At 70.3% G+C, this 24,918-nt stretch carries 21 protein-coding genes and 1 tRNA gene; 8 read left to right on the forward strand and 14 right to left on the reverse strand.

From position 1 onward, the window contains the following. Positions 1 to 92: 92 nt before the first annotated feature. A complete protein-coding gene (locus tag HCC61_RS00650; RefSeq protein ID WP_169133235.1) occupies positions 93 to 1,163 on the forward strand; it encodes a glycoside hydrolase family 6 protein in 1,071 nt (356 codons plus the stop codon). A 9-nt stretch (positions 1,164 to 1,172) separates the two neighbouring features. Here HCC61_RS00650 and HCC61_RS00655 read toward each other — a convergent pair whose 3' ends face one another. The 5 genes from HCC61_RS00655 to HCC61_RS00675 all read right to left on the reverse strand — a co-directional run bounded on the left by HCC61_RS00655 (position 1,173) and on the right by HCC61_RS00675 (position 9,457). Next, entirely contained in the window at positions 1,173 to 2,186 is a 1,014-nt protein-coding gene (locus HCC61_RS00655; protein WP_169133236.1) for an FAD-binding oxidoreductase, read from the reverse strand. A gap of 304 nt (positions 2,187 to 2,490) precedes the next feature. After that, positions 2,491 to 4,524, reverse strand: a complete 2,034-nt coding sequence (locus tag HCC61_RS00660) for a kelch motif-containing protein (RefSeq protein WP_169133237.1) — start codon at positions 4,522 to 4,524, stop codon at positions 2,491 to 2,493. Then, positions 4,521 to 6,749, reverse strand: coding sequence for a cellulose synthase catalytic subunit (locus tag HCC61_RS00665; protein ID WP_240968333.1), 2,229 nt, complete (start codon positions 6,747 to 6,749; stop codon positions 4,521 to 4,523). Before HCC61_RS00665 ends, HCC61_RS00660 begins: the two co-directional genes overlap by 4 nt. A 450-nt stretch (positions 6,750 to 7,199) precedes the next feature. After that, a complete protein-coding gene (locus tag HCC61_RS00670) occupies positions 7,200 to 8,420 on the reverse strand; it encodes a winged helix DNA-binding domain-containing protein (RefSeq protein WP_169133238.1) in 1,221 nt (406 codons plus the stop codon). A gap of 443 nt (positions 8,421 to 8,863) precedes the next feature. Continuing rightward, positions 8,864 to 9,457 (reverse strand): lytic polysaccharide monooxygenase auxiliary activity family 9 protein, encoded by a 594-nt coding sequence (locus HCC61_RS00675; protein WP_169133239.1) that lies wholly within the window; start codon positions 9,455 to 9,457, stop codon positions 8,864 to 8,866. Between the two features lie 325 nt (positions 9,458 to 9,782). On the opposite strand from HCC61_RS00675, the gene HCC61_RS31385 reads away from it, so the two are divergent. After that, on the forward strand, positions 9,783 to 10,589 hold the full coding sequence (locus tag HCC61_RS31385) for a helix-turn-helix domain-containing protein (protein ID WP_169133240.1): 807 nt from the start codon (positions 9,783 to 9,785) through the stop codon (positions 10,587 to 10,589). Positions 10,590 to 10,669: 80 nt separating this feature from the next. Here the strand turns inward: HCC61_RS31385 and HCC61_RS00685 are convergent, their stop codons facing one another. Beyond that, on the reverse strand, positions 10,670 to 12,046 hold the full coding sequence (locus HCC61_RS00685) for an MFS transporter (protein WP_169133241.1): 1,377 nt from the start codon (positions 12,044 to 12,046) through the stop codon (positions 10,670 to 10,672). A 196-nt stretch (positions 12,047 to 12,242) separates the two neighbouring features. Between HCC61_RS00685 and HCC61_RS00690 the strand changes: the two genes are divergently transcribed. The 5 genes from HCC61_RS00690 to HCC61_RS00710 are packed head-to-tail and all read left to right on the forward strand — an operon-like array spanning position 12,243 to position 16,824. Continuing rightward, a complete protein-coding gene (locus HCC61_RS00690) occupies positions 12,243 to 13,133 on the forward strand; it encodes a DUF6282 family protein (protein WP_169133242.1) in 891 nt (296 codons plus the stop codon). 16 nt (positions 13,134 to 13,149) lie between these two features. Beyond that, entirely contained in the window at positions 13,150 to 14,202 is a 1,053-nt protein-coding gene (locus tag HCC61_RS00695) for a hypothetical protein (RefSeq protein WP_240968334.1), read from the forward strand. Then, the gene (locus HCC61_RS00700) at positions 14,199 to 15,011 is read left to right on the forward strand and encodes an aldolase/citrate lyase family protein (RefSeq protein ID WP_169133243.1); all 813 of its coding nucleotides are present in this window, start codon (positions 14,199 to 14,201) and stop codon (positions 15,009 to 15,011) included. Before HCC61_RS00695 ends, HCC61_RS00700 begins: the two co-directional genes overlap by 4 nt. Next, positions 15,011 to 16,069 carry a 3-keto-5-aminohexanoate cleavage protein gene (locus HCC61_RS00705; RefSeq protein WP_169133244.1) on the forward strand — a complete coding sequence of 353 codons (1,059 nt, stop codon included), beginning with the start codon at positions 15,011 to 15,013 and terminating at the stop codon, positions 16,067 to 16,069. Before HCC61_RS00700 ends, HCC61_RS00705 begins: the two co-directional genes overlap by 1 nt. Further along, entirely contained in the window at positions 16,066 to 16,824 is a 759-nt protein-coding gene (locus HCC61_RS00710) for an SDR family NAD(P)-dependent oxidoreductase (protein WP_169133245.1), read from the forward strand. Before HCC61_RS00705 ends, HCC61_RS00710 begins: the two co-directional genes overlap by 4 nt. Before the next feature lie 126 nt (positions 16,825 to 16,950). On the opposite strand, the gene HCC61_RS00715 is transcribed toward HCC61_RS00710, so the two are convergent. The 6 genes from HCC61_RS00715 to ehuB form a co-directional block, all read right to left on the reverse strand. Next, positions 16,951 to 17,024: transfer RNA gene (locus HCC61_RS00715), tRNA-Lys, on the reverse strand. A 77-nt stretch (positions 17,025 to 17,101) separates the two neighbouring features. Next, positions 17,102 to 17,860, reverse strand: a complete 759-nt coding sequence (locus HCC61_RS00720) for an IclR family transcriptional regulator C-terminal domain-containing protein (protein WP_169133246.1) — start codon at positions 17,858 to 17,860, stop codon at positions 17,102 to 17,104. A 323-nt stretch (positions 17,861 to 18,183) separates the two neighbouring features. After that, entirely contained in the window at positions 18,184 to 18,999 is an 816-nt protein-coding gene (gene ehuA, locus HCC61_RS00725) for an ectoine/hydroxyectoine ABC transporter ATP-binding protein EhuA (RefSeq protein ID WP_169133247.1), read from the reverse strand. Continuing rightward, a complete protein-coding gene (ehuD, locus tag HCC61_RS00730) occupies positions 18,989 to 19,639 on the reverse strand; it encodes an ectoine/hydroxyectoine ABC transporter permease subunit EhuD (RefSeq protein WP_169133248.1) in 651 nt (216 codons plus the stop codon). Before ehuD ends, ehuA begins: the two co-directional genes overlap by 11 nt. Then, entirely contained in the window at positions 19,636 to 20,388 is a 753-nt protein-coding gene (ehuC, locus tag HCC61_RS00735) for an ectoine/hydroxyectoine ABC transporter permease subunit EhuC (protein ID WP_169133249.1), read from the reverse strand. The genes ehuD and ehuC overlap by 4 nt, the downstream gene beginning before the upstream one ends. Continuing rightward, on the reverse strand, positions 20,385 to 21,251 hold the full coding sequence (ehuB, locus tag HCC61_RS00740) for an ectoine/hydroxyectoine ABC transporter substrate-binding protein EhuB (protein WP_240968335.1): 867 nt from the start codon (positions 21,249 to 21,251) through the stop codon (positions 20,385 to 20,387). The genes ehuC and ehuB overlap by 4 nt, the downstream gene beginning before the upstream one ends. Positions 21,252 to 21,449: 198 nt before the next feature. Here ehuB and HCC61_RS00745 point away from each other — a divergent pair, with 198 nt between their 5' ends. Further along, a complete protein-coding gene (locus HCC61_RS00745) occupies positions 21,450 to 21,971 on the forward strand; it encodes a DUF3830 family protein (protein ID WP_169133251.1) in 522 nt (173 codons plus the stop codon). Between the two features lie 80 nt (positions 21,972 to 22,051). Here HCC61_RS00745 and HCC61_RS00750 read toward each other — a convergent pair whose 3' ends face one another. Together HCC61_RS00750 and HCC61_RS00755 are read right to left on the reverse strand one after the other, a co-directional pair. Beyond that, positions 22,052 to 23,464 carry an amidase gene (locus tag HCC61_RS00750; RefSeq protein WP_169133252.1) on the reverse strand — a complete coding sequence of 471 codons (1,413 nt, stop codon included), beginning with the start codon at positions 23,462 to 23,464 and terminating at the stop codon, positions 22,052 to 22,054. Between the two features lie 294 nt (positions 23,465 to 23,758). After that, entirely contained in the window at positions 23,759 to 24,724 is a 966-nt protein-coding gene (locus HCC61_RS00755) for a D-2-hydroxyacid dehydrogenase (protein ID WP_169133253.1), read from the reverse strand. Between the last annotated feature and the right edge of the window lie 194 nt (positions 24,725 to 24,918).

A 24,918-nucleotide genomic window follows, 5' to 3' on the forward strand; every position in this document is an offset into this window, starting at 1 on the left:
AGGACGCTGTGACACGATGGCCGTCCGGTTGCGGGTGCCTGCCGGAGGGAGCAGGCCGCACCGAGGGGGAAGGCCCGTCGAGGGGGAAGTCGATGTACGGCAGGGGCAGTTGCGTTCTCGGTCGCGGTGCCGCGGCGGCGTGTGCGGTGGCGGCGCTGGCCGGGCTGCTGCTGGGCGGATGCTCGTCCGGATCCGGTACGGGCGACGAGGGCGGAAGCGGAGCCGGAGGCGGCGGTGACGTGGGGCAGCGCCCCAAGTCGGTCACGCCGTACTGGGTCGACCCGGACGGCAACGCCGCACGGCAGGCGGAGGCGTACCGCGAGGACGGCAAGAGCGAGCAGGCGTCGCTGATGCGGAAGATCGCGCGGCAGCCCGTCGCCGAATGGATCGGCACAGACGACCCCGAGGGGCAGACGCAGAGGATCACGACCGCGGCGGCGAAGGCCGGCCGGGACGCGCTGCTGGTCCTGTACAACCTGCCGCACCGCGACTGCGGCCAGTACTCCAAGGGCGGCGCCGCCGACGCCGGCGCCTACCGTGCCTGGCTGGCCCAGGTGATGAAGGGCATCGGCAAGCGCCCGGCGACGGTGATCGTCGAGCCGGACGCGATCCCGCACGTGCTGATGAAGGGCTGCACCCCGGACCAGTACACCGACGAGCGCTACGAGTTGCTCAACGAGGCGGTCGGCAAGCTCCAGAGCCTCCCCGACGCACGGGTCTATCTGGACGCGGGCAACCCCGACTGGGTGCGCGATCCGGGCGCCCTCGTGGAGCCGATGAAGCGGGCGGGCATCGACACCGCCGACGGCTTCTCGCTGAACGTCTCCAACTACCAGACGACGGCGTCGAACAAGGCGTACGGCAAGAGGTTCAGCCCGATGGTCGGCAACAAGCCGTTCGTCATCGACACCAGCCGGAACGGCAACGGCCCGGTCTCCGGCGCGGCCGGCGGCGACGAGGAGGCCTGGTGCAACCCGAAGGGAAGGGCCCTGGGCGCCGCGCCGACCACGAGGACCGGCGACCAGATCGTCGACGGCTATCTGTGGATCAAGCGGCCCGGTGAATCCGACGGCGAGTGCAAGGGCGGGCCGAAGGCGGGTCAGTGGTGGCCGTCCTACGCGCTGTCGCTGGCGCGCAACCAGGGCCGGGCTTCGAAGAGTTGACGACCGGCCCTAGAAGCGGTCGAGGCGGCAGCCCGCCAGCGACGGCTCGACGGCGCCGTCGACCAGCTCCCGCGCGACCAGGCGGCCCACGGCGGGGGCGAGCGTGACCGCGGAGTGCAGCACCGCCACATAGAGGCCCGGCACGGCGGCGACCGGGCCGACGATCGGCTCCCCGTCGGCCGGCACGGGGCGCAGGCCGAGCCGGGTGCCGAGCAGCTCGACGTCCGCGGCGCCGCGGAAGGCGGACCGGACGGCGGCGAGAGTCGGTTCGGGCGAGTCCGCGGCGGCCAGCAGCCGGTCCGTGGCGGACTGCCGTAGATCGAAGTCCCGGTTGTTGACCACGGTGCGGACCAGACCGTCCGGAGCGCGGAACTGGAAGAGCGTCGCCGGCGACGGACCGACGGGTACGCGCACGCCGAGCTGCGCGCCCAGCGCGGCCGTGGCCACCCCTGCCGCGAGCACCACGGTCGCACCGGAGAGGGGCCCCGCGGCCGTATCGACCCCGGCGACCCGGCCCGTCGCGTCCCGGCGGAGCGCGGTGACCGGGGTGTCCGTAAGGACCCGTGCGCCATGTGCGCGGGCACCCTCGACCAGGCGCTCGGTCACGCCCACCGGATCGACGGCGCCGTCACCGGGTGCCCAGACGGCCCACTCCGGGGGCTGCCGCAGGGCGGGTTCGAGCGCCGCCACGGCGGCCGCGTCCACGATCTCCCTTCCGGGACCCGCCTCCGGCACGCCGTCCGCCGCGCCCCAGGACAGAGAGCCGGACCAGGTCACCGGGAGTCCCGGCAGCTCGGCCTCCAGCCGGTGGTACTCCTGCGTCGCGGTCGCGCGCAGCGCGGCTGCCGGGCCGGTGCGCACGGCGGACGGCCCGAGCCCGATCCACGCGAACGAGTTCGCCGTCACGCCCGCGCCGGGCCGCCCGGCGTCGACGAGGGTCACGTCGGCACCGGCCCGTGCCGCGTGATAGGCCACCGAGGCGCCGACGATGCCGGCGCCGGCGACCACCAGGGGGCCGCTCACCGCGGGCCCGGCACGTCGACGGCGTTCTTGACGGGGTTCTTGACGGGGCTCCCGTCCGGGGCGCGGCCGCCGGCCAGATCCGCCATATGCGTCGCGCTCACCCGCGCACGGTAGCGCAGGGCCGCGACATGCCTCACGGACTTTTCCCACGCATCAACCCCCGTGCCCCGCCGGGCCGTTGGGCGGCCCGGCGGGAGCAGGGTGGGGGGTTGGGGAATGGTTCGGGGTACGGGGCCGGAGCCCCGGGGGGCCGGAGGCTGCGGAAGGGCGGAGACCGGCCCTCCGGGCCGCCGGGCCCGCGTTCCTAGGGCGACAGCGGCGTCGTCCTGGGTGCCTGGGCCGTCGCCGAGCGGGGCACCTTCACCCACACCGACTTCGACGGCTTCCCCTTGCCGTCGACGGCCGTCACCATCCAATAACCGGGCGGCACCAGCGAGGGATCCTCGGGCAGCTTCACCGTCACTCCGTCCGCGGTCCGCTTGAACTTCAGCGCCACGGAGGACTGTTCGACGTTGGTGACGTGCGTGAAGGAGCTCGGCCTGATCAGCCGCATCTTCTTGATGGACGCGGCGTCCTTGCTGCGGAACGAGGTCGTGCCGCCCAGCCGTACGGTCTGCTCGCCCCCGCCCGAACCCCCGTTCACGCCTCCGCTCGCGCTCCCGTCCGCGCCGTCGCCGTTCTTCAACTCTGGCCGCTTGCCCTTCGTGTGGAGGTACGGCGGCGTGTAGATGTCGATCTCCTGCTGGAACTTGCCCGGCTTGGTGTTGGCCTTGTCGGCGAAGAGCGAGTCGGAGCCGAAGGTCATCACGCGCCCGTCGGGCAGCAGCATCGCTCCCGAGTGGTAGTTGCGGCCGACGAGCGGATCGGCGACGGGCTTCTTGGTGTTGCTCGAAGGGTCGTAGATCTCCGCCTTGAGGACGTTGGTGTCGCTGCGGCCGCGGTAGTCGCCGGAGCCGTTGGTGGTGAGGATCTTGTCGTCGGGGAGGATGACGCTGCTGGGGTAGCGGGCCTTCGCGTACAGGTCGGGCCCGTCGCGGAAGTGCGGCGCGGGGTCCTTCAGATCGACGATGCGGGTCTTCTCACTGGCCTTCTTCGACTCGCCGACACCGCCGCCTCCGAGCACCATGTACTTGCGGCTCTGGGTGGGCGGCAGCGGCACGGACATCGCCGTCTCCAGCTTGTCCGGGTCGCTCATGCCGGGGATCTTGCGGAAGCCGTTGGTCTGGAGGTCCCAGATGCCGGGGGTGCGCCCCTTGTCGGCGGGGCCGTACCCGGCGTTGGCACCGGAGAAGAAGATCTTGTTGTCGTCGGTGAGATGCAGTGCCGGGTAGGTGGGGAAGAACCTCTTGCGGGGGAGGTACTCCCACTTCTTCGTCTTCGGGTCGTAGATCTCGTTCTTCCCGGGTACGACCTGGCCGATGTCGTCCAGGCCGGAGACAGAGAGCACCTTGCCGTCCTCGAGCGTGGTCAGCGTCGGGTACCAGCGGGCCTCGTGCATGAAGTCCGTCGTGATGTAGCGCTCGGCTACCGGGTCGAACTCGTAGCTGTCCTTGATGCCTTGGAAGTCCTTCTTGTCGAAGGAGAGCTTCTGCGCGATGCCGTAGATGTTCTTGTGCTCTGCCCCGCGCAGCCCGCTGACGCGGTAGTTGTCCTCGGTGCCGGTCTGGTACTTCTTGCCCCGCTTGACGGCCTCCACATACACACGGGCCACGCTGCCGGTGACCTTGACCCTGCCCGTGGCCGGGTCCTTCTTCTTCTTGGCGCGCGGCACCAGGAGGTTGTCCTTGGCCTCGAAGGTCTTGCCGTTGTGGCGGCCGGTGAAGCGGGTGCCGGCCTTCACGGTCTTGGCACGGTCCGGATTCTCGTTGTGGACGAACATCAGCCCGCCGGCCTTCTTCACGTCGCCGCCGAGCTTCTCGTACCGACGTGTGCCGCCCGCCACGAGCAGCTTCCCGTCGGGGAGTTGGGTGTGCCCAGCGCAGAAGAGGTCGTTGGGCGTGTGGATGTTCTTGAAGGTGTTCTTGACCGGGTCCCACAGGACCGTGCGGAACGACTTGGCCTTGAACTGCTTGGCGTCGTTGCCGGATCCGGCGACCAGCAGCACCTTCCCCGTGTGCAGCAGCGCCGCATGAATCGTGTTCACGCGGTACTTCTTGGGAACGTCGACGATCTTCCAGTGGCCGTTCGCCGCCTTGTACTCGGGCTGGTTGATCTTGTAGTCGTGGTACTTCGCCGACGCTATGCCGTAGAGCGCGGGGCCGTTGAATCCCGCGATCACCAGCACCACGGTCGCGCCTATCGCTGTGCGGCGCGTGCGTCGGCTCGGTCGGTACTTCATCGTTCACGTCCCCCAAGGGCGGTGTGCAGTGGTACGGGCTGCTGCGTGCCGGGTGCCGGACCCCCGCGGGCGTCGCCCTGCGGGTCCTCGTGCGCGCGGTCTTCAGGCGGACGGTCTTCAGGCGGGCGGTCTTCGTACGGGCGGTCTTCATGCGCAGCGTCGTCGTACGGACTGTCGTCGTACGCGCGGTCCTCGTACGCGTCCTTGTACGGGTCGTATGTCCCGCCGTACGCCTCGCCGTATCCGCCGTCCCCGTATCCGCCGTCCCCGTGCCGGTCGTCCCGGTACCGGTCGTCCCCGCGCGCGGAAGCGGGCTCCGTGCCCCCTTCGGCCTCGTACGGTGCGGGCAGCGGGCCGCCCTGACGGTGCCGGTGCCGCCGCTGCTTCCGCCGTTTCTTCTCGGCCCGTACGGTCACGCGCCAGCCCACGATCGGCGCCGCGGTGATCAGCAGGGCGAGCGCGGCCCACGTGAGCATCGCGGGGTGGTCATGGCCCAGGTAGAACGAACCGCCCAGCGAGCCGCCGAAGACTAGGATGAAGAAGAGGTGCACGCGGAAGGTGCCGAAGAGGGTGTCCGGGCTGGCCGAGTTGCCCTTCGGGGTGACCACGAACTTGCTCTTGCGGCGCAGCACCGTGTCGAACAGGGACCGGGCGTAGATGGGAGCCGACAGCGCGGACATGAGCATCCCGGCGAGGCCGCCGGAGCCCTCCGGTTCGTGCGGTGAGACGTTGTGCCGCCGGTTCCACACGTACAGGCCGATCTGGAGGGCCGTCGCGTTGCCGTACAGGGCCATCCAGATGGTCGGGTCGATCTGCACACCCGAGGCGCCCAGGCCCAGGAACAGCGCACAACTCAGCGCCGCGAGGATCCAGTTGAGCGCCGCGATCGGGTAGAAGATCATCAGCAGCGTGTAGTTGAAGAGCTTGCCGGGCGGCATGGTGAACAGGCCGCGCCAGTACTGCTTGAGGATCGTCTCGTACGTGCCCCGCGACCAGCGCAGCTGCTGTGTGAAGAAGTCCGTCCAGGCGTTGGGGCCTTCGCCGACGGCGAGGACGTCGGGGGTGTAGACCGAGCGCCACTTGCGGCCCGTGTCCGGGTTGCGGTGCCGGTGCATCTCGAAGCCGGTGGCCATGTCCTCCGTGATGGAGTCGTACAGGCCGCCGATGCCCTTGATGGCCTTGATGCGCACGGCGTTGCTGGTGCCGACGAACATGGGCGCGTTGTAGCGGTTCCCGGCGCGCTGGATGAGCGCGTGGAAGAGGAACTGCTGGCTCTCCGCGGCCTTGGTGACGAAGTTGTCGTAGTTGCCGTAGACCTGCGGGCCGATGACGAATCCGACGTCCGGGTCGCGGAAGTAACCGAGCATCCGCTCCAGGTAGTTGGGCAGCGGCACGTGGTCGGTGTCGACGGAAGCAAAGTAGTCGTACTGGTCGCCGTGCGCCGCCAGCCAGGCGTTGTAGTTGCCGTGCTTGGTCTTCGCCCGGTGCGGGCCCTTCTTCTTGTTCCAGCGGGGCACGCCCTTGCGCGTGAAGTGGTGCACGCCCAGCCGGCGGCAGACCTCCTTCACCTCCGGATCGTCGCCCTCGTCGAGCAGCCATACGTGCAGCAGGCCGCGGTGGCGTATCTTCACGGCCGCTTCGAGGGTCTTCGTCACCATCTCCAGCGGCTCCTTGCCGGGGACGAAGGAGGTGAGGAAGGCGACGCGGGTGCCGGTCTCGGGCACCACGGGAACCGGGTCGCGCGCGACGAGCGTGGCGTGGGCGTTGGAGAGGACGTTGAGGGTGCGGAACAGCTCGATGAGGCCGATCGAGACCAGCATCACGATGTCGAGCTTGAGCACGAGGTCGGAGACGGCGCCGTCGTCGCGGCGCGTCCAGTGCTGCGGCTGCATCAGCCACAGCAGCAGTCCGGCGGAGAGCAGCGGCGCGAGGCAGAGCAGCGTGGCCGCGCGTATTCGGTGCGGCTCCTCGGACAGGAGGCTGCGGTAGGCGACGCGGTAGGGCTTGTCCTTGGCGGGCTGCGTCAGCGGACCGGCGAGGCGGCTGTAGTGCTCGTAGTCGTAGCGCGGCAGCTCTTCGGGCGTCCAGCGCAGCCCGCGGCCGAGTGTGCCTCTGGCTCTCTGTCTCATGTGCGCGGGTATGCGCAGCTGGGTCGTCCGTGTCGGGTCGTCGTCGGCGGCCTGCACGTGTCCCGGCTGTCGGCCGCCGGAACCGGTCGAGGTCATGGTCATTCCCCCTGGACGCAGCAGGCTGCGTGGTGGTCGTACTTCCCGCGTCCTTTCCCGCGGCCCCCGGCGCGGCAGGCGTCGGCTGCTTCGTACAGAGACTGCGCGCGGGCGGCGCCCGGTTCCGTGGGGAGGGACCCCGGCCTGCCGTCGCGCGGAGCTACGGAGGCGGCCCTTGCGCCCAGGCCGCGCCCGCTCGCCGGCCGTCGATTCGCAGGGCTGCACGGCGGCTGGAGACGTCGGTAGGTTCTCCGACTCCAGGCTCGAACGCAAGGGCGGTAAGGGGCAGTTCGTCACGTTTGCCGAGTGATTGCCGGGTTTCCTGTGACGGAGGTGTCATCGGAATGGACACATTGTGTGTGGTCTGTGAGTAAGTTCTCGGACGGTCGATCGTCGTGCCATTCGCACCCGATCCGCCCCGCGGCCCGGCCGCCCGTCCGAAGGGCGCGGTCACACCGCGGCGTCGGCGAAGACGACGGCGAACTCCTCGGCGTCCGGAGCCGTTACGCCTCCGGAGCCCGGTACGGCCCCGGCGCCCCCCGGGGCTTCGGCGCCCGCGCCGCCTTCGGTGTCCGCGCCGCCTCCGGCGCCCGCGCCGCCGTGCCGCGCGAAGGCCATCAACCGCTCGCCCTCGGCGGCCAGTTCGCGTTCCTCGTCGCCCGTGAACCTTCGCAGGAACGGGGTCACGGTGAGCGTCGACGCGCCCTTCCGCGGCCGCTCCAGCTTCCACGTGCCGCGCACCTGCCCGTCCAGCAGCACGGTGCCGGGCACCTGGCCGTTGCGGCTCGCGATGAGCTTGCGGGCGGCGTCGCCGATCACGCGCGTGCGGTCGGCGTGGGAGAGCACGAGGTTGTCGTACTCGGCCACGAAGCGTGCCGGCAGCGGCAGTTCGGGATCCGGCCGCGGCGCGTCGGGCAGGTCGAAGAGCTCCCGCCCGCTCTCGCTGCGGAAGACGCGCAGCTGCGGACGGAGCCGCTCCATCACCTCGCCGAGCCGCGTCAGCCCCGACCAGGTCTGGGCGTCCATCACGGTCGCGGGCCCGAACGCGCCCAGATACCGCAGCAGTACGGTCTCGACGCACGGCTCGGGCGATACGGGCCGTCCCAGCCAGGTCTCCACGGCCGAGTAGGAGGGCTGCCCCGAGCGTCCCCAGAGGCCGCGTGGTGGGATCTGCACCACGTCGCACAGGCTGCGGGCCGCACGCGACAGCGCCTCCGGCTCCTCGTCCGGCCAGCGTTCGTGCAGCAGACCGCCCAACTCGCGGGCCATGCGCGGCTCTTGCCGTACGAGGGAGTCCGCCGCGGCGGCCACGTCCCAGGGGTCCGCGCTCCTCAGCCGGCGGCTCCGGTCGGACCTCACCAGACGCTCGTACAACACCCGGGTCAGCGGGCGCAGTTGGAGGCAGTCGGCCGCGCTCACCAGGTGCACGGTGCCGCGCATGACGCTGACGCGTACGGCCGCACGGTCGCGCAGCAGCCCGGACAGCTCCGCCGCGCGGAAGTCCACGAGCCGTGACCACAGCCCGAAGTAGGGCGGCCTGGGCGCCTGCGCCTGCATGCCGACCAGATGCTCGACCGCTTCCAGCGCGGTCATCCCCTCCCGCGCGGCGAGGAGTTGACGCGAGACGAGGGCACGGCCGAGCGCCCTGGCGGTGAGGGTGGCGGGCTGCATGGGGGGAGTCTGTCGGATCGACCGGGGGCCCGCCACGCGGACGCGCCACGCGGATGAGCCCCGTGGCGCGTCCGCGTGGCAGGCGTGCACGTCGGGGCACCGGCGGAGGCGCACCGGGAAGGCCGCACGGCGACGGCCGCCGGTACGCGCCGTGCCCGTGGCCCGGACGGGGGCCGGCCCGGCCGCTGCGGGTATGCGACCGGGCCGGGACCCCTCCCTGCGGGGCCGTCACGGGAATTCGGGTCCCGTTCTCCCCCGTGGGTCCTGCGGAAGCCGGCGGCGGCCCCGTCTGCGACGAGGTCTGCGACGAGGCCGCCCTCGGCCGGGTTCGTACGGGTGCCCGCCGGGGACGAGTGGACACCCGTGGTCCGGGAGAACTTCAGCGCAGGAGACGTGCGAACCGCACGAACCGCATGTGCGGGTTCACAACTCCGGGCGCCGGCTCAGAACTTCACGTCGGAGCAGGAGTAGAACGCGTTCGCCGTGTCGGCGATCGTCCACACGCCGAGGATCAGGTGCCTGCCCGACTTGCCCTCCGGCAGCTTGCCCTCGCCCGTCCACTCGGCCGGTGGCTTCTTGCCGCCCATGTCGACGGTCAGGAAGGGCTTGGACTCCAGGTCGGCGCGGGTGAGCTTCTTGCTCGGGTCCCAACCGTCCTTGGTGACATAGAACTTGAAGTCCGTCGTCGAGTGCTGTGCCGTCATCGACCACTTGAAGGTGTGGTTCGCGCCCGCCTTCAGCTGTGTGGCCGGCCAGTCGCCGCCGCGCGGGTCGTCGAGTTCCTTGAAGCTCGCGTTGTCGGCGGAACAGATGGATCCGTCCTTGGGCCCGGCCTCCGGGAAGCCCTTGGGGCCCTCGACGCTCTGTGGCTCGTTCTCGATGGCGCCGCAGCCGGTGACCTTGCCGTCGGCGCAGTTCGCCTGGCGGCTCGCGGGGTCGGTGCTGAAGCCGTGGCCCTGTGCGGGCCCGCCGGTCAGGAACATGGCCGCACCGCCAAGTCCCAGTCCTATGACGGCCGCTGTGATCCTCTTGCGCATGTCTCTCCAGGTGATCGTGGGGGGCGGAGTGCGCACATGACGTTCAACGGTCTAGACCAGGCCGCGAATGTAGCGCGCCCAACCGGTCATGTCCAGACCAATTTTGCGTACGGGATGGGTAAGGGAGACGCATCGGGCGCTGAGCAGCGCGGAAGCGGCGGCAGTCCGGACCGGCCACCGGGGCGGACCGTGGAGCCCGGCGGAGTCGACCTCGGCGGCGGCGGGCCGAATCGGGCTCGGGTAATCTGACGGCCCTGTTCACTTCGTGAACAGGGCCGTCAGATTCGGCAGTCAGGCCCTCGATCACCATCCGGCGGAGGCTCCCGTGACCAAGGCGACGCGGTCGTCCGACGCCCCGCGCGCGGACCGTGGCGACCAGGCCGACATCCAGGCGGTGAGCCGGGTCAGCCAGATCCTGTCGCTCTTCGAGCCGGCCACCCCGGAGGTGACGGCCGGCGAGGTCGCCGAGCGGCTCGGCTTCAACCGCACCACCGCGTACCGGTACTGCACGTCTCTCGTCGCGGCGGGCCTGCTGGAGCGCAGCGCCGATGGCGGCTACGTGCCCGGCGGCCTGCTCCTGCAACTCGGCGCCTTCGCCATCGGCCGCCGCCGCGTGATCGACCTGGCCGCGCGGCACATGAAGGCGCTCGCGCGCGCCACGCAGTCGAGCACCGTGCTCAGCCTCTGGGGCCTCACCGGGCCCGTGGTCTCCCGGGTCGAGGAGAACGTCTCCGCCGTGGTCGTGGTGTCCGTACGGGTCGGCAGCCACCTGCCGCTGGACACGGCGCAGAGCAAGGTATTCCTCGCCTACCACGCCGACCAGCTGTCCATGGAGCGGCTGATGGCGAACCTTCCCGGGCAGGCACGCGAGGAGCTGCGCGCCGACGTCGAGCGGGTGCGCGCCACCGGTCACTGCTCCGCGATGAGCACCCCCGGCGTCGTGGCGGTGGCGGCGCCGGTGTTCGACGAGTACGGCATCTGCGCCACGATCGCGATCGTCGGCCCGGACAACACCCTGTCGATGTCCGACGACACCCCCGAACTGCGAGTCGTCGTCGGCACCGCGCGGGAGCTGACCCACGAACTCGGCGGCCACTACCGGCCCGACGACCTCGACGAGCGGCAGGCGTAGGGCCGCCGGGCAGCGCGTCCGGTATCCCTCGGCCGGTATCCGACGGCCGGTTCAGGCCGTACCGGTCAGGAGAGAACCCGTCAGGACAGTGCCGGGATCGTCCTGTCGTCGGCCATGTCGACGTCCTTCGTCTCCGGGCCGAGGAACCCGCCGAGGCTGATCAGCGCCCCGGCGAGCGCGAACAGGACGCCCGGGGCGAGGTGCGCGGGCACGTGGCCGTCGAACTGCTGGAGATAGAACTGGTAGAACGCCGGAGCGATCAGCGCGAGGCTGTATCCGACGCCGTACCCCGTGGAACGGATGCTCGCCGGGAAGCGCTCGGTGAGGTACGCGGCGATCGGTCCGAAGGTGCCCACGGTGAAGACGCCGATCATGACGGCCCAGGACAGCGTCGCGACCGGGCCGCCGTCGGACTCCATCAGCAGGGAGTAGGAGCCGGCGCCGATCACCATGACCGCCAGGCCGTAGCCGATGTAGAAGCGCCGCCTGCCGATGCGCTGGGACAGCAGGCCGAAGAGCGGATAGGACAGCGCCGCCGAGGCGTTGATCACGAGCATGGTCAGCGTGACCTGCTCGCTCGACAGCCGCAGATGCTCCTTCAACTGCGCGGGCGTCACGGCGGCCTCCATGTTGGTCGCGAGCCAGGTGCCCGTCATCAGCACGAACACCTGGGCCAGCGACTTCGGATAGCGCGCCACCAGCCGTACGAGGGGGAGCCTGTGCCGCTCGCCGGTGACCTCCCTCGGCGGCTCGTGCACCTGCGTGAGGTAGTAGCGGAACAGCGCGGCCGCCAGCAGCGCGCCGATGACGAAGGGCACCCGCCAGCCCCACTGCACGTAGCTGCTGTGCGGTCCCACGGCCGGGAGCTGCTGGAGCAGAAGCAGCGTGATCGCGGCGATCACCGCGTACGCGGCGGGGGAGGTCGAGGTGATGATCGACGCGTACAGGCCGCGCTTGTGCCGCGGGCTCCATTCCATCGCCAGCGGTACCGCGGTCGTGTACTCGCCGCCGAGGAAGATCCCGTCGACGAACCTCAGCGCGATCAGCAGGCCCACCGACCACGTGCCGATCGTCTCGTGCCCGGGAAGGCAGGCGATCGCCAGCGTGGTCGCGCCGAAGCCGCCGACGGCGACCAGGGTGGTGCGCTTGCGCCCGACGGTGTCGGCGAAGTGACCGAAGATGACCGCACCGAGCGGGCGGCCGATGAGCGTCGACGCGAAGACCAGCGACGACAGCATGGCCGTCGTGCTCGCGCTCAGGTTCACCGACTGGAAGTAGACCGTCGCCGGGGCGAGCACGACGATCGGCAGGTAGATGTCGAACTGGTCGACGAAGTAGGCGAGCGTCCCGCCGCGCACGGCGGCGCGCACCTTGGCGGGATCCGGACCGTGCGAGGGCTTCGGGCGGGGAGCGTCCAAGGCTGCTGAGCGCGGCTCCGCGGGGGGCAGTGCGGACATCGTCGTCCTCCCGGGTCGGGTTGATGGCCACCGCAGCTCTTGGGCCGGTGCCACTCCGGTGTCTTCGAACTGCATGTTCACGAAGTGAAACGCCCACACCTTAAACATGTGCCCAGTACCGCACAAGACTCTGGTAACGGGTTGACACTGCTCTTATAGTGAACAACGAATTCACAATACGATCCAAGGTGGTTCCATGAGCGAGAGTCCCGCCATCGCCTCCGTGCTGAACGGCCTGGTCGACATGCACGTCCACTCCGGGCCCAGCCCGTTCCCCCGCCGCTTCGACCACGTCGAGGCAGCGCAGGACGGCGCCAGGATCGGGATGCGCGCCATGGTCGCCAAGTCCCATCACCACAACACCCAGATGGACATCCTGGCGATGAAGGGACGCCTCAAGGAGGTCGCCGCCTCCGCCTACGGAGGCATCGCGCTCAACAGCACCGTCGGCGGGCTCAACGTCCACGCGGTGCGGATGTGCCTGCGCATGGGCGGCAAGGTCGTGTGGTTCCCGACCATCTCCTCGGGCCGGCACATCGACTGCCACCCCGAGGACGGTGCGTTCCCGACCACCACCGTGCCGCTGACCCTGGAGCGCATCGACATCGTCGACGACAGCGGCGCGCTCAAGCCCGAGGCCGCCGCGATCCTCGACGAGATCAAGGAGCAGGGGGCCGTCGTCAACGGCGGCCACATGTACCCGGAGTACATCCGCACGCTCTTCCAGGCCGCCAAGGAGCGCGGCCTGAAGCGGATGGTCGTCAGTCACCCCGACTTCGTCATCGGCGCCGAACCCGGCCTGTGCCGCGAGCTCGTGGGGCTCGGCGCGTTCGTCGAGCACGAGGTCGGGATGTACGACCCCGAGGGCCTCCAGAAGTGGGATCCGAAGCAGCTGCTGACGTGGATAGAGACGCTCGGGCCCGAACACATCGTGCTGGCTTCGGACTTCGGGCAGGCGGCCAACCCCAGGCCGGTGGACGCGTGGCTGCGGGTCGCCGGTGCGCTGCTCGACCTCGGCCTGCCGGAGAAGGACCTGCGGCTCATGGTCCGCGACAACCCCGCCTACCTGCTCGACCTCGACGCCTGAGCGAAAGGACAGCACCGTGTACGAAAAGGACGACCCCCGTTCCTCGCTCGCGACGGCGACCGCGACGGCCGCGCCACCGCCCGACGGCGGAGCGGCGATAGCGGCCGCGCAGTACTTCGACCTGCACCGCCTCGCCTCGGCCGACGGCTCGACAGGCGCGTCGGCCGACGGCTCAACCGGCGCCTCGGCCGACGGCTCAACCGCCCCGTCCGCAGCGGGGATTGCGGCGCCCGGCTCCTCGGGACCCCGTTCCTCGGCATCCGGCTCCTCGGCATCCGGCTCCTCAGGACCCGACGCCCGTACCGTCGTCGTCCGCGCCCAGAACGTGGTCCTCGCCCACACCGAGGCACGCGACGGCGACGACCTCGACAACGGGACGCTCGACGGCGAGCTGGCCGTGCTGGTCACCGCCGCGTCTCCCGCCTTCACGGTGCTCACCGGCGACGGCGCCACGCTCGTGGAGTCGCCCGGCCTCGTCGTCGTACCGCCCGGTGCCTCGCGGCTCACCGTGCACGGCGACGGGCCGCTCGTCCGGCTGGCCGAGGCCGGCGAACCGGAATGGCGCGACCGGGCCGTCAACGCCGGTGCCTACGCGCAGGACCACCCGCGCGTCGCGCTGCTGGAGCGGTGGCCGGAGCCCGTTGGTGCGCCCGGCGTGCGGTTCTATCCGCTCGCCGCCGTGCCGGACGACCCCGCGCGGTTCGGGCGCATCTTCCGCACCCGGTCCTTCATGGTCAACTTCCTTCCGGAGACGGCCGGTCCGCGCGACCCGCAGAAGCTCTCACCGCACACCCACGACGACTTCGAGCAGCTCTCGCTCGCGGTGCAGGGCCAGTACGTACACCACATCCGCACCCCCTGGCTGAACGACTCGACGGCCTGGCGCGACGACGAGCACGTACGGCTCGGCAGCCCGTCCCTCGCGGTGATCCCGCCGCCCACCGTGCACACCTCCGAGGCGAGCGATCCCGGCGTGAACCAGCTGATCGACATCTTCAGCCCGCCGCGCAGGGACTTCTCGCAGAAGCCGGGCTGGGTGCTCAACGCCGACGACTACCCGATGCCGTGAGCGGCCGACGACGCACGGGCGGCGGGCTGTTCGCGCCGGACCGTGCCACCACACCGCTCGGGACATGGCTGAAGATCGCCTCCGGGGAGCCCGCCGAGATCATGGCCTTCGCCGGGTTCGACTTCGTCGTGATCGACCTGGAGCACGCACCGCTCGACCTCCAGACCGCGTACCGGCTGATCAACTCGGCCGCCGCGCTGGGAATGACGCCCCTCGTCCGGGTGCCGGACAAGACCGCGTCGACGATCCAGAAGATCCTCGACGCGGGCGCCATGGGCGTCCTCGTGCCGCACGTCGACACCGTCGAGGAGGCCGACGCCGTCGGGCGGGCCTGCCGGTTCCCGCCGCACGGCGTGCGCGGCGCCGGCGGCACCAGCCGTGCCGGCGCGTGGGGGCTGCGCCCGAACGCCGACTATCTCGCCACGGGCAACGACGACGTGCTGTGCATACCGCAGTTGGAGAGCGTGGAGGCGGTCGGTGCCGCATCGCGGATACTCGCTCTCGACTCCGTCGACGCGGTCTTCGTGGGCGCCGCGGACCTGTCGATGTCGATGGGGTCGACGCCTTCCGCTCCGGAGGTGCTGAAGCTGATCGGCTCGGCGCAGGACGCGGCGCACGCCGCGGGGAAGCGCTGCGGGCTCGCGTTCGGCGGCGCACCCGGGCGGGCCGCCCAAGCGGTGCGCGACGGCTGCGACTTCGTGCTGCTCGGCAACGACACGTCGATGCTGGCGGAGGCCGCACGCGGCCTGGTCGCGGCCTTCCGGGAAGCGGACGTGCGCGGACCGGCCGCCGCCGGGGAGGCGGACTGATGCGCGCGGCCGGGAAGGTGGTCATCACCACCGCGGTGACCGGTTCCGTGAACGTGCCGTCCCAGAGCCCCTATCTCCCGCTGTCCGCGGAGCAGGTGGCCGAGGCGGCGCTCGGCGCGGTCGAGGCCGGGTCCGCCGTCGTGCACCTGCATGCCCGGCGCCCGGACGGGCGGCCCACGTTCGAGCCCGACGTCTTCGAGGAGATCGTCCGGCACATCACGGAGCGGACCGACGCCGTCGTGAACATCACCACCGGAGGTTCGCCGTCGATGACGATGGAGCAGCGGCTGGCGGCCCCCGTACGGCTGCGGCCCGAGCTGGCCTCGCTGAACATGGGCTCGATGAACTTCGTGTACTCGGGCATCGCCGACAGGGTGACCCACTGGAAGCACGACTGGGAGCGCCCCTACGTGCTCAACACCTACTCCCAGCCGTTCATCAACACCTTCGACTCGATCGAGCACATCCTGCGCACCCTCGGCGCCTTCGGCACGCGGTTCGAGTACGAGTGCTACGACATCGGGCACCTCTACTCCCTCGCCCACTTCCTCGAACGGGGCCTGGCGAAGCCGCCGTTGCTGATCCAGGGCGTCTTCGGCGTACTCGGCGGCATCGGGGCCCACCACGAGAACCTGGAGCACATGGTGCGCATCGCCGACAGGCTCTTCGGTGACGACTACGCCTTCTCCGCCTTCGCCGCCGGACGCGACCAGATGCAGTTCGCCACGCACAGCGCCCTGCTCGGCGGCCATGTTCGGGTCGGGCTGGAGGACAGCCTGTGGATCGGCAGGGGACGGCTCGCGGAGAGCAACGCCCAGCAGGTCAGGAAGATCCGCGCCCTCGTCGAGGGCCTGGACAAGCAGATCGCCGCACCGGACGAAGCACGCGCGATGCTCGCGCTGCGGGGCGCCGCGCACCCGTCCGGTACCGACGGCACGGCGGGCACGGCGGGCACGGCGGGCAGGGCCGACGTGAACAGCAGGGACAGCAAGGACAGCAGGGGCAGCCGGGACAGCACAGAGAACACAGAGAGCACAGACAGGAGCCGGGTCTCATGAGCACTCCGCCGCTCGACGGCAAGGTCGTCCTCCTCGTCGGCGCCAGCGCCGGCATCGGCGCCGACGCGGCGCGCGTCCTCGCCGAGAACGGGGCCGCCCTCATGCTCGTCGCACGAAGCAAGGAGCCGCTCGCCGCGCTCACCGACGAACTCACCGCCGCCGGGCACGACGTGGCGTTCACGGCCGGCGACGTCTCCGACGCGGCGAGCGTCGCCGCTTTCACCGACGCGACCGTCGCGCGGTTCGGGCGGCTCGACGGCGCGTTCAACAACGCCGCCACGACACAGGGCGGACGCCTCGACGCGGTCACCGAGGCGGAGTTCGACCGGATCATGGCCGTGAACGTGAAGGGCACCTGGCTGTGCATCCGCGAGGAGATACGCGTCATGGAGCGTCAGGGCTTCGGCTCGATCGTCAACGTCAGCAGCATCGGCGGGCTGCGCGGCAGCTCCGGCATGGGCGCCTACCAGGCCACGAAGCACGCGGTGATCGGCCTGACCCGCACCGCGGCCCACGACTTCGGGCCGCTCGGAATCCGCGTGAACGTACTGGCTCCCGGCCCGACCGAGACCCCGATGCTCGCCGAGACGCGACGGGCGATCCCCGGAGGCGTTGAGGCGCGGATCGCGGCGACGCCGCTGCGCAAGGCCGGGACGGGACCGGAGGTCGCGGAGACCGCGGCCTTCCTGCTGAGCGATCGCGCAAGCCACATCAGCGGTGTGGTGCTGCCGGTCGACGGGGGATTCACCGCCTGAGCGGCTCCGGTCCGGGAGGCCCGCGGGACGCCCGGGGCGGGGCAGACACACACGTGGCCCTGACCGGCGGATTACCAACGCCGGTCAGGGCCAAGGAGGTTGGTGTTCGTACGACGACGAACCCGGTACGCCGTCAGGGACTCGAACCCCGGACCCGCTGATTAAGAGTCAGCTGCTCTAACCAACTGAGCTAACGGCGCCTGCTCGGCCTTCGCAGACCGGCGAGAGAAATACTACCCCCTCCGCCGGGGTGCTGATGACCGAGCACGGTCAGGACTCAGATGGCCAGCGACAGCATGACCGGAGCCGCCTTCCGGCTCAGCGTCTCCGCCGCCTGACGCAGCCTGTGCGCGTGCTCGACGGGCAGCGACAGCGCGAGACATCCCACCGACGAACCGGCGGTCACCGGAACCGCCGCGCACACCGTGCCCACCGCGTACTCCTGTAGGTCCAGCACGGGGACCGTCGGGGGCTGTCTGTCCAGCGTGTTGAGCAGCAGCCTCTCGTCGGTGATCGTACGAGAGGTGAGCCGTGCGGTTCTGTGGCGGGCGAGATGGTCCTTGCGCCCGTTGTGATCGAGCTGCCCCAGAAGGCACTTGCCGATCGCGGTCGCGTGCAGCGCCGAACGGAAGTCGACCCACTCGTTGACCGCGGGCGTCGCCGGGGAGTCCGCGTGCCCCGTGACCTCCAGCTCGCCGTCCTTGTAGCGGCTGAGGTAGACCGCCGCGCCGACCGTGTCGCGCAGATCGGCGAGAGTGCGCTGAAGGCGTTCGTCCAGGGCGCGTTCGCGGTCGCCGCCCGAGCCGAGCAGCACCAGCGACTCGCCCACGACGTAGCCGCCGTCCGAGAGCCGCTCCGCGTAGTTCTCACGGCAGAGCATGGCGAGCAGATGCGCGAGATGGCCCGGCGGCAGCCCGGTCTCCTGGGAGAGGTCCGCTTCCGTGACGCCGTCGCGGTGCGCGGCGATCGCCTCGAGCACCCGCAGCGCGTACCGCACCGAGTGGAACGGCGCGGTTTGCTCCGGCCTCAGCGCCACGACGGACCTCCCTGGAGGTGTGACCGTTTGCGTCGTGACCGTCGCGTCCGGTCACGTCCGCTTCTCACGATAGCGGTCAACGGGTCGTCGGCAGGGGCTCGTTGACGCTATTTGGCATATGCGTTCTGGCGTACGCGGGGAGGTGCCGGACGTGCGGTGCGTGCCGCGTTTCCGCCTGCGCCGCGGGCGGCGCCCCGGTGCGCGCCGCCTTCCCCTTACGGCCGGGGGCGGGCATGTGTCACGGCCGCGGAGCGGGCACGCGCGCGGGGCCGTACCCGGCATCCCGGGTACGGCCCCGCGTCGGCTCGTCCGCGCCGCCGGCGCTACAGCACGGCGCTAAGGAACTCCCGCGTCCGCTCGTGCTCCGGATCGCTGAAGATCTGGGCAGGCGGGCCCGATTCGATGACCCGGCCCGCGTCGAACATCAGCACGTCGTCGGAGATGTCGCGGGCGAAGTTCATCTCGTGCGTGACGCACAGCATGGTGATGTCCGTGGTGTGCGCGATGTCCCGCAGCACGTCGAGCACGCCCGCCACCAACTCGGGGTCGAGCGCCGAGGTGACCTCGTCCAGCAGCAGCACCTGCGGACGCATCGCCAGCGCGCGGGCGATGGCCACGCGCTGCTGCTGGCCGCCGGAGAGCTGGCTCGGGTACTTGTCGATGTGCTCGGTCAGGCCGACGAGTTCGAGCAGCTCGCGGGCACGCTGCTCCGCCTCGTCCTTGGACAGGCCGAGCACGTGCACCGGCGCCTCGGTGATGTTCCGCAGCACCTTCATGTTGGGGAAGAGGTTGAACTGCTGGAAGACCATGCCGATCTTCTTGCGCACCTCGCGCGAGTGCGCCTCGCCCGCGGGCACCAGCTTCCCGTTCTTCTCCTCGTGGGTGAGGTACTCGCCGGCGACCTTGATCGTGCCTTCCTCCGGCTTCACCAGCGTCATCAGCAGCCGCAGGATCGTGGTCTTCCCCGATCCCGAGGGGCCGATGAGGGTGACGTGCTTGCCGGACGAGACGTCGAAACACAGGTTGTCGAGTACGACGTTGCTTCCGAACCGCTTGGTGACGTCCTTGAACTGGATCAGCTCACTGCCGTCGACGCTCGGGTTCTTGGTCTCTTTCGAAGTGCTGCTCTCAGTGGACAAGTCGACGCTCCAGAGCTCTCATCAGCAGGGATGCCGGGTATGCGATCAGGATGAAGACGATGCCGATGACCGTGACCGGCTCGGTCGGCTGGAAGGTCTCGGCGCTGAACTGACGGGCCTGGCCCAGCATTTCGAGCGCGCCGATGATCGCGATCATCGGCGAGTCCTTCAGCATCGCGATGACGTAGTTGCCCAGTGCGGGCACCACGCGGCGGATCGCCTGCGGCAGGATCACCGCGCTCCAGGTGCGGGTGCGCGGCAGGCTGAGCGCCGTGCACGCCTCCCACTGGCCGACGGGCACGCCGTCGATGCCTGCGCGGTATACCTCCGCCGTGTACGTCGAGTAGTGCAGCCCCAGACCGATGACGCCGGCCGTCAGAGAGGTGAGGGTGACTCCCCACTCGGGCATGACGAAGTAGAGGAAGAACAGCTGCACCAGCAGCGGGGTGTTGCGGATGAACTCCGTGATCGCGGTCACGGGCCAGGTCACGATCTTCAGGCTCGACCGCTGGGCGAGCGCCCAGACCAGACCGAGCGCGAAGGCCATGAGCGAACCCAGCACCAGCGCGTCGAGCGTGAGCACCACGCCGTCCCACAGGCGCGGCATGAAATCGCTGACTGCGGACCAGTCCCAAGTCATGAGGCACCTCCGGCGGTGGGAACGTCACGGGAGGCGTCGGCCTGGCGCGGCACGGCGGCCCCGCGCCGCGCACCGGGGCTCCTGCCGGCCGGGGCCTGGCCGATGCCCGCCTTCGCATGGCGCTCCAGTACGCGCATGCCGCGGGTGAGGACGAAGGCGAGTACGAAGTACATCACCAGGATGATCGTGTAGACGGGGGCGCTCTGCCCGGTCGCGTTGCGCACCAGCGAGGCGCCGAAGGTGATGTCCGCGACGCCCATGATCGAGACGAGGGCGGTGCCCTTGAGCAGCTCGATCAGCAGGTTGTTCGCGGGCGGGATCATCTCGGGCCACGCCTGCGGCAGCACGATCTTGGTGAGCCGCTGCCACGGGCTGAAGCTGAGCGCGATGCCCGCCTCCTGCTGCGCCGGTGCCACGGCCGCCAGCGCGCCGCGCACGATCTCCGATCCGTACGCGCCGTACGACAGGCCGAGCGCCAGGATCGCCGCCCACATCGGGACGAGCTGCCAGCCGAAGGCGACCGGCAGCACGAAGAAGATCCAGAACATCAGCACCAGGGCCGAGGTGCCGCGGAAGATCTCCATATAGGCACCGGAGATGAAGCGCACGGCACGCAGCCGGTGGGTGCGGGCGACTCCGACCACGAACGCCACGGCGGCGCCGAGGAGGGCGCTGAAGACGGTCAGCTGGACCGTCAGCCAGACGCCCTTCAGCAGGAGCTCCCACAGACCCCAGGTAAGGTCCGTCATTTGCAGCGCTCCTTCGCGGTCTTGGTCGTCATCTCCCGCTCGACGAAGCCGAAGGGCTTCATGACGCGGAAGAGCTCGCCGCTCTTCTTCATCTTGTGGAGCTCTTCGTTGAAGGCGTCGCGGAGATTGCTCTCGCTCTTGCGGAAGGCGAAGGCTCCCGTGCCGAGGTCGGGCTTGCCGTCCAGAGTCGGCACGAAGTCGTCGGTGTACTCCGTCTTTCCGCTCTTGGACTGCTTCACCACGTTCCGGACGGTGATCGCGGTGCCCGCGAAGACGTCCGCGCGGCCTCCCTGGACCTCCAGCAGACCCGCCAGCTGGTCCGGAAGCAGCTTGATCCCGCTCTTCTTGACCCCGGCGTCCACCGCGTAGTCGATCTCCGCATAGCCGACGCCGGTGGCGAGCTTGGCGCCCTTCTCGGCGATGTCCTTGTAGCTGTGCAGGCCCTTGGGGTTGCCCTTGCGCACGATGAAGGCGTCCCGCATCTCGTACTCGGGGTCGGCGAAGATCACCTGCTGGCACCGGTCCGGGTTGATGTACATGCCGGCGGCGACCACGTCGAACTGCTGGGAGTTGAGGCCCGGGATGAGCGAGTTGAACTCGGTGGGCAGCGGCTGCACGTTCTCGATGCCGAGGCGCTTGAAGATGATCCGCGCGATGGCCGGGGAGGAACCGGTCAGCTCACCGTTCTCGTCGATGTAGCTGTACGGCTGCTCCCCGGCGATGCCGAGCCTGACGTTTCCTTGTGCCCGCAGTCTCTCCAGCAGACCGCCCCCGTTTCCGGCTTTGGCGCTGGCCACGCGGCTGCACGCCGTGGTGGTGCCCAGCGTTCCGAGAGCCGCCAGCGATGCCGCACCCGCGAGCATCGAACGGCGTCCCAGACTTCTGCCGGTATTCCCGGCATTTCCGGTGTTTTTCCCTCGTGGTGGAGCCATGGGCGCGCAGCTACCCAGGCATTCGGAAGATATGCGGATCGTTTTCAGCCCTTGACCTGCTCGTTGTGGGCTTGACCGCTGCGCCACCATTGACACGTACGAACCACCACTGCACGACCCGGAGGCACGATGGCCGAGCGGTTCATTGAAGTGTCGTTGGACAAGCGGGGAGTGAGCTGCACGGCGAAGCTGCTCGACGACCGCGCCCCGATCACCTGCGAGGCCGTGTGGAACGCGCTGCCGCTCGGCGGCGACGTCTACCACGCGAAGTATGCCCGCAACGAGATCTATGCGCTGATCCCGCCGTTCGCTCCCGAGGAGCCGCCCCTCGAGAACCCGACGATCACCCCGATTCCGGGCGATCTGTGCTATTTCACCTTCACCGACACGCAGTTGAGCACGTCCTCGTACGGCTATGAGGCGGCGGCCGAGCAGCGGGGCAGCGAGGCCGCCCACGCCACCCGGTCCACCGTGATCGACCTGGCGCTCTTCTACGAGCGCAACAACCTGCTCATCAACGGCGACGCCGGCTGGGTGCCCGGCATCGTCTGGGGCTCGATCGTCGAGGGCCTCGACGCGATGGCCGAGGCCTGCCAGGACCTGTGGCGGGCTGGCGCGCTCGGCGAGACCCTCAACTTCCGCAGGGTGTAGGGGGGTTCGGCCCGGCCGGGCCGAACCCACGCGCCATGCCGGCCCCGCCGGACCGCCCGGTCCGCCGGGGCCGGCCGCGGTCACTCCGACCCGGCGAGGGCGGGGGCCGGCAGGTCCGCGGCCCCCGCCTCGTACAGCGCGTGCGAGGCCCGCAGCACGAGGTCGTCCCGGTGGCGTGCGGCCACCAGCTGCACGCCCATCGGCAGCCCGTCCCCGTCCAGCCCGCAGGGCACCGACGCGGCGGGCTGCTGCGTCAGGTTGAACGGGTAGGTGAACGGCGTCCACTGCGTCCACCGCCGGTACCCGGAGCCCTCCGGCACCTCCACGCCGGCCTCGAACGCCGTGCGCGGAATGGTCGGCGTCACCAGCAGGTCGTACGTCTCGTGGAAGAGGCCCATGCGCTTGCCCAGCGCCATCCGTACGTCCACGGCGGCCAGATAGTCGAGGGCGCTGCGCGCGGCCCCGTCCTCCGAGACCTCCCGCAGACCCGGGTCCATGGCCTCGCGCTGCTCCTCGGTGAAGTGCTGGGTGACGCGCGCGGCTCCCGCGAACCACAGGGAGTGGAAGGCCTCGATCGGGTCGTCGAAGCCGGGGTCGGTCTCCTCGACCACCGCACCCAACTCCTCCAGCCGCTCCACCGAGCGCCGCACCGCGGCGGCGACCGCGGGCTCGACCTCGACCCGGCCGCCGAAGTCCGGCGAGTACGCGACGCGCAGCCCGCGCACCCCGTCCTTCACCGCCTCGCGGAAACTGCCTTGCGGCGGCGCGAGTTGCGACCAGTCGCGGGCGTCCGGCGCCGAGATCACATCCATCAGCAGCGCCGCGTCCGCCGCGTCCCGGGTCATCGGGCCCACGTGCGCGAGGGTGCCGAAGGCGCTCGCGGGATAGATCGGCACCCTGCCGTACGTCGGCTTGAGGGCGAAGATCCCGCAGAAGGCGGCGGGGATGCGCACCGAACCGCCCGCGTCCGTGCCGAGGGTGAGCGGGCCCGCGCCGAGCGCCACCGCGGCCGAGCCGCCGCCGCTGGAGCCCCCGGCCGTACGGGAGACGTCGTACGGATTGCGGGTCACGCCGTGCCGGGGGCTGTCCGTCACGCCCTTCCAGCCGAACTCGGGCGTCGTGGTCTTGCCGACGAAGACTGCCCCCGCCTCCCGCATGCGCGCGACCGACGGGGCGTCCTCCTCCCAAGGGCCGTCCGCCGAGGAGGACCAGGAGCCGCGGAGCGTGGGACCGCCGCGCAGCAGCAGGATGTCCTTCACCGTCACCGGCACGCCTTCGAGCGGGCCCTGCGGTTCGCCACGGCGCCAGCGCTCCGCGGACTCGTGGGCCTGGGCGAGCGCGGTGTCGTGGTCGATCCGTACGAAGGCGTTGACATGGGGCTGCACCTTCTCGGCCTGTTCCAGCGCGGCGCGGGTGGCCTCGACGGGGGAGAGGTCTCCGCTGCTGAATCCGTCGAGGAGCCGTACGGCGGTGAGGCTGCTGAGATCCGACATGGGTGCCTTTCAAGTCGTGGCCGGATGGCCGGGGTTGCCGGATGGCCGGCGGGTCCCGCGGCGTGGACGCCGCCGCGGTGCCCGTCGGACGGATCGGGAGAGGAGAGGCGGCCCTCGCGGAACCGGCGGGCGGTACCGCGAGGACCGCCGGGGCCCTCGGGGCCGTCATGGGACGCCACTGAGAGGTCAGGGAAAGTGAGAGGTCGGGCGAGGCGAGGTCAGGGAGAGGAGAGGCCGAGGCGAGGAGAGGTCGGGGGAGCGGGACGGTTCGATCAGGGTGCGCGGCCGGGGCGCTCAGGTCGAGGGGACGTAGCCGAGGTCCTTGTCGACCACGTTCAGCAGGGGCTCCCCTGCCTCCCAGCGGTCGAAGTTGTCGAGGAACTGCTCGGCGAGGTCGTCCCGCCACCCGATCGTGTCCCCGCTCATGTGCGGGGAGACCAGCAGCCCGGGCACGTCCCACAGTTCGCTGTCCCCGTCGAGCGGCTCCTGGGCGAAGACGTCCAGCGCCGCACCCGCGATCCGGCGGCCGGTGAGCGCGGCCACCAGGTCCCGCTCGACGACGTGCTGTCCGCGCCCGACGTTGATGAAGTGCGCGCCCGGCTTCATGCGCGCGAAGGCCGAGGCGTCGAAGAGCCCGCGGGTGGACTCGGTGAGCGGTGCGACGCACACGACCCAGTCGGCCTCGCCGAGCAGCCCGTCCAGCGCGCCGTTGCCGTGGACGCGTCCGAAATCCGGGTCCTGGGCACGTTCCGTACGGCCGACGAGGTCGACGGAGACGCCGAGCGCCTGGAGCGTGCGGCCGACAGTTCTTCCAATTGGTCCAGACCCTACGACAACGGCTCGGGAGCCGCTTACCCTTTTTGTCTCCCGGTGCTTCCATCGACGTTGCCGCTGCAATTCCCAGCTGCCCCGGAAATCCTTGGCCATGGCTAGAACGAGGCCCGCCACGTATTCGGCGATGGGCTGATCGAAGACCCCTCTCGCGTTTGTGACGACCGTCTCAGGAGAAGCAGCAAGCTCCGGCAGCAGACGGTCGACTCCGGCGCTCGGGGTGTGCACCCAGCCGGGCCGCCTTCCGGGCCCCGGCCACGCGTGCCGGACGGCGTCCGAGAGGAAGTCCCACACGAGCAGTACGTCGGCCTCGGGTAGCCTCTCCACCAGGCCTTTCTCATCTGTGTGCACCACGCGGGCACGGCCCGCGAGCCGGTCGAGCCGGGGCAGTGGATCGTCGTCGAGGACGAGGAGTACGGGCTGGGTCATCGGCAGGAAACCACTTCGTAACGGCGGTGCGGTGGACTGTGCGGAACGGCTCGAATCCAGGGCGCCAAGTTGGCGTAGATGCAAGGATTGACCACGGTAGGTAGCGCGAACTACGGTCGTCAATGAAGGCATCTGTCCCGGCGTTCCGGCTAATGACCGGCTTTCATTTTTCCTTTTGGCCGTAGGCCACCCCT

Source organism: Streptomyces sp. HNM0575 (genome assembly GCF_012726265.1).
Classification (GTDB): domain Bacteria; phylum Actinomycetota; class Actinomycetes; order Streptomycetales; family Streptomycetaceae; genus Streptomyces.

Bases quoted from the DNA above. Each gene is read 5' to 3' on its own strand.
- HCC61_RS00650 (WP_169133235.1), top strand. From the start codon at position 93: ATGTACGGCAGGGGCAGTTGCGTTCTCGGTCGCGGTGCCGCGGCGGCG.
- HCC61_RS00660 (WP_169133237.1), bottom strand. From the start codon at position 4,524: ATGAAGTACCGACCGAGCCGACGCACGCGCCGCACAGCGATAGGCGCG.
- HCC61_RS00665 (WP_240968333.1), bottom strand. From the start codon at position 6,749: ATGACCTCGACCGGTTCCGGCGGCCGACAGCCGGGACACGTGCAGGCC.
- HCC61_RS00670 (WP_169133238.1), bottom strand. From the start codon at position 8,420: ATGCAGCCCGCCACCCTCACCGCCAGGGCGCTCGGCCGTGCCCTCGTC.
- HCC61_RS00675 (WP_169133239.1), bottom strand. From the start codon at position 9,457: ATGCGCAAGAGGATCACAGCGGCCGTCATAGGACTGGGACTTGGCGGT.
- HCC61_RS00685 (WP_169133241.1), bottom strand. From the start codon at position 12,046: ATGTCCGCACTGCCCCCCGCGGAGCCGCGCTCAGCAGCCTTGGACGCT.
- HCC61_RS00690 (WP_169133242.1), top strand. From the start codon at position 12,243: ATGAGCGAGAGTCCCGCCATCGCCTCCGTGCTGAACGGCCTGGTCGAC.
- HCC61_RS00705 (WP_169133244.1), top strand. From the start codon at position 15,011: ATGCGCGCGGCCGGGAAGGTGGTCATCACCACCGCGGTGACCGGTTCC.
- HCC61_RS00710 (WP_169133245.1), top strand. From the start codon at position 16,066: ATGAGCACTCCGCCGCTCGACGGCAAGGTCGTCCTCCTCGTCGGCGCC.
- ehuD (WP_169133248.1), bottom strand. From the start codon at position 19,639: ATGACTTGGGACTGGTCCGCAGTCAGCGATTTCATGCCGCGCCTGTGG.
- ehuC (WP_169133249.1), bottom strand. From the start codon at position 20,388: ATGACGGACCTTACCTGGGGTCTGTGGGAGCTCCTGCTGAAGGGCGTC.
- ehuB (WP_240968335.1), bottom strand. From the start codon at position 21,251: ATGCTCGCGGGTGCGGCATCGCTGGCGGCTCTCGGAACGCTGGGCACC.
- HCC61_RS00745 (WP_169133251.1), top strand. From the start codon at position 21,450: ATGGCCGAGCGGTTCATTGAAGTGTCGTTGGACAAGCGGGGAGTGAGC.
- HCC61_RS00750 (WP_169133252.1), bottom strand. From the start codon at position 23,464: ATGTCGGATCTCAGCAGCCTCACCGCCGTACGGCTCCTCGACGGATTC.
- HCC61_RS00755 (WP_169133253.1), bottom strand. From the start codon at position 24,724: ATGACCCAGCCCGTACTCCTCGTCCTCGACGACGATCCACTGCCCCGG.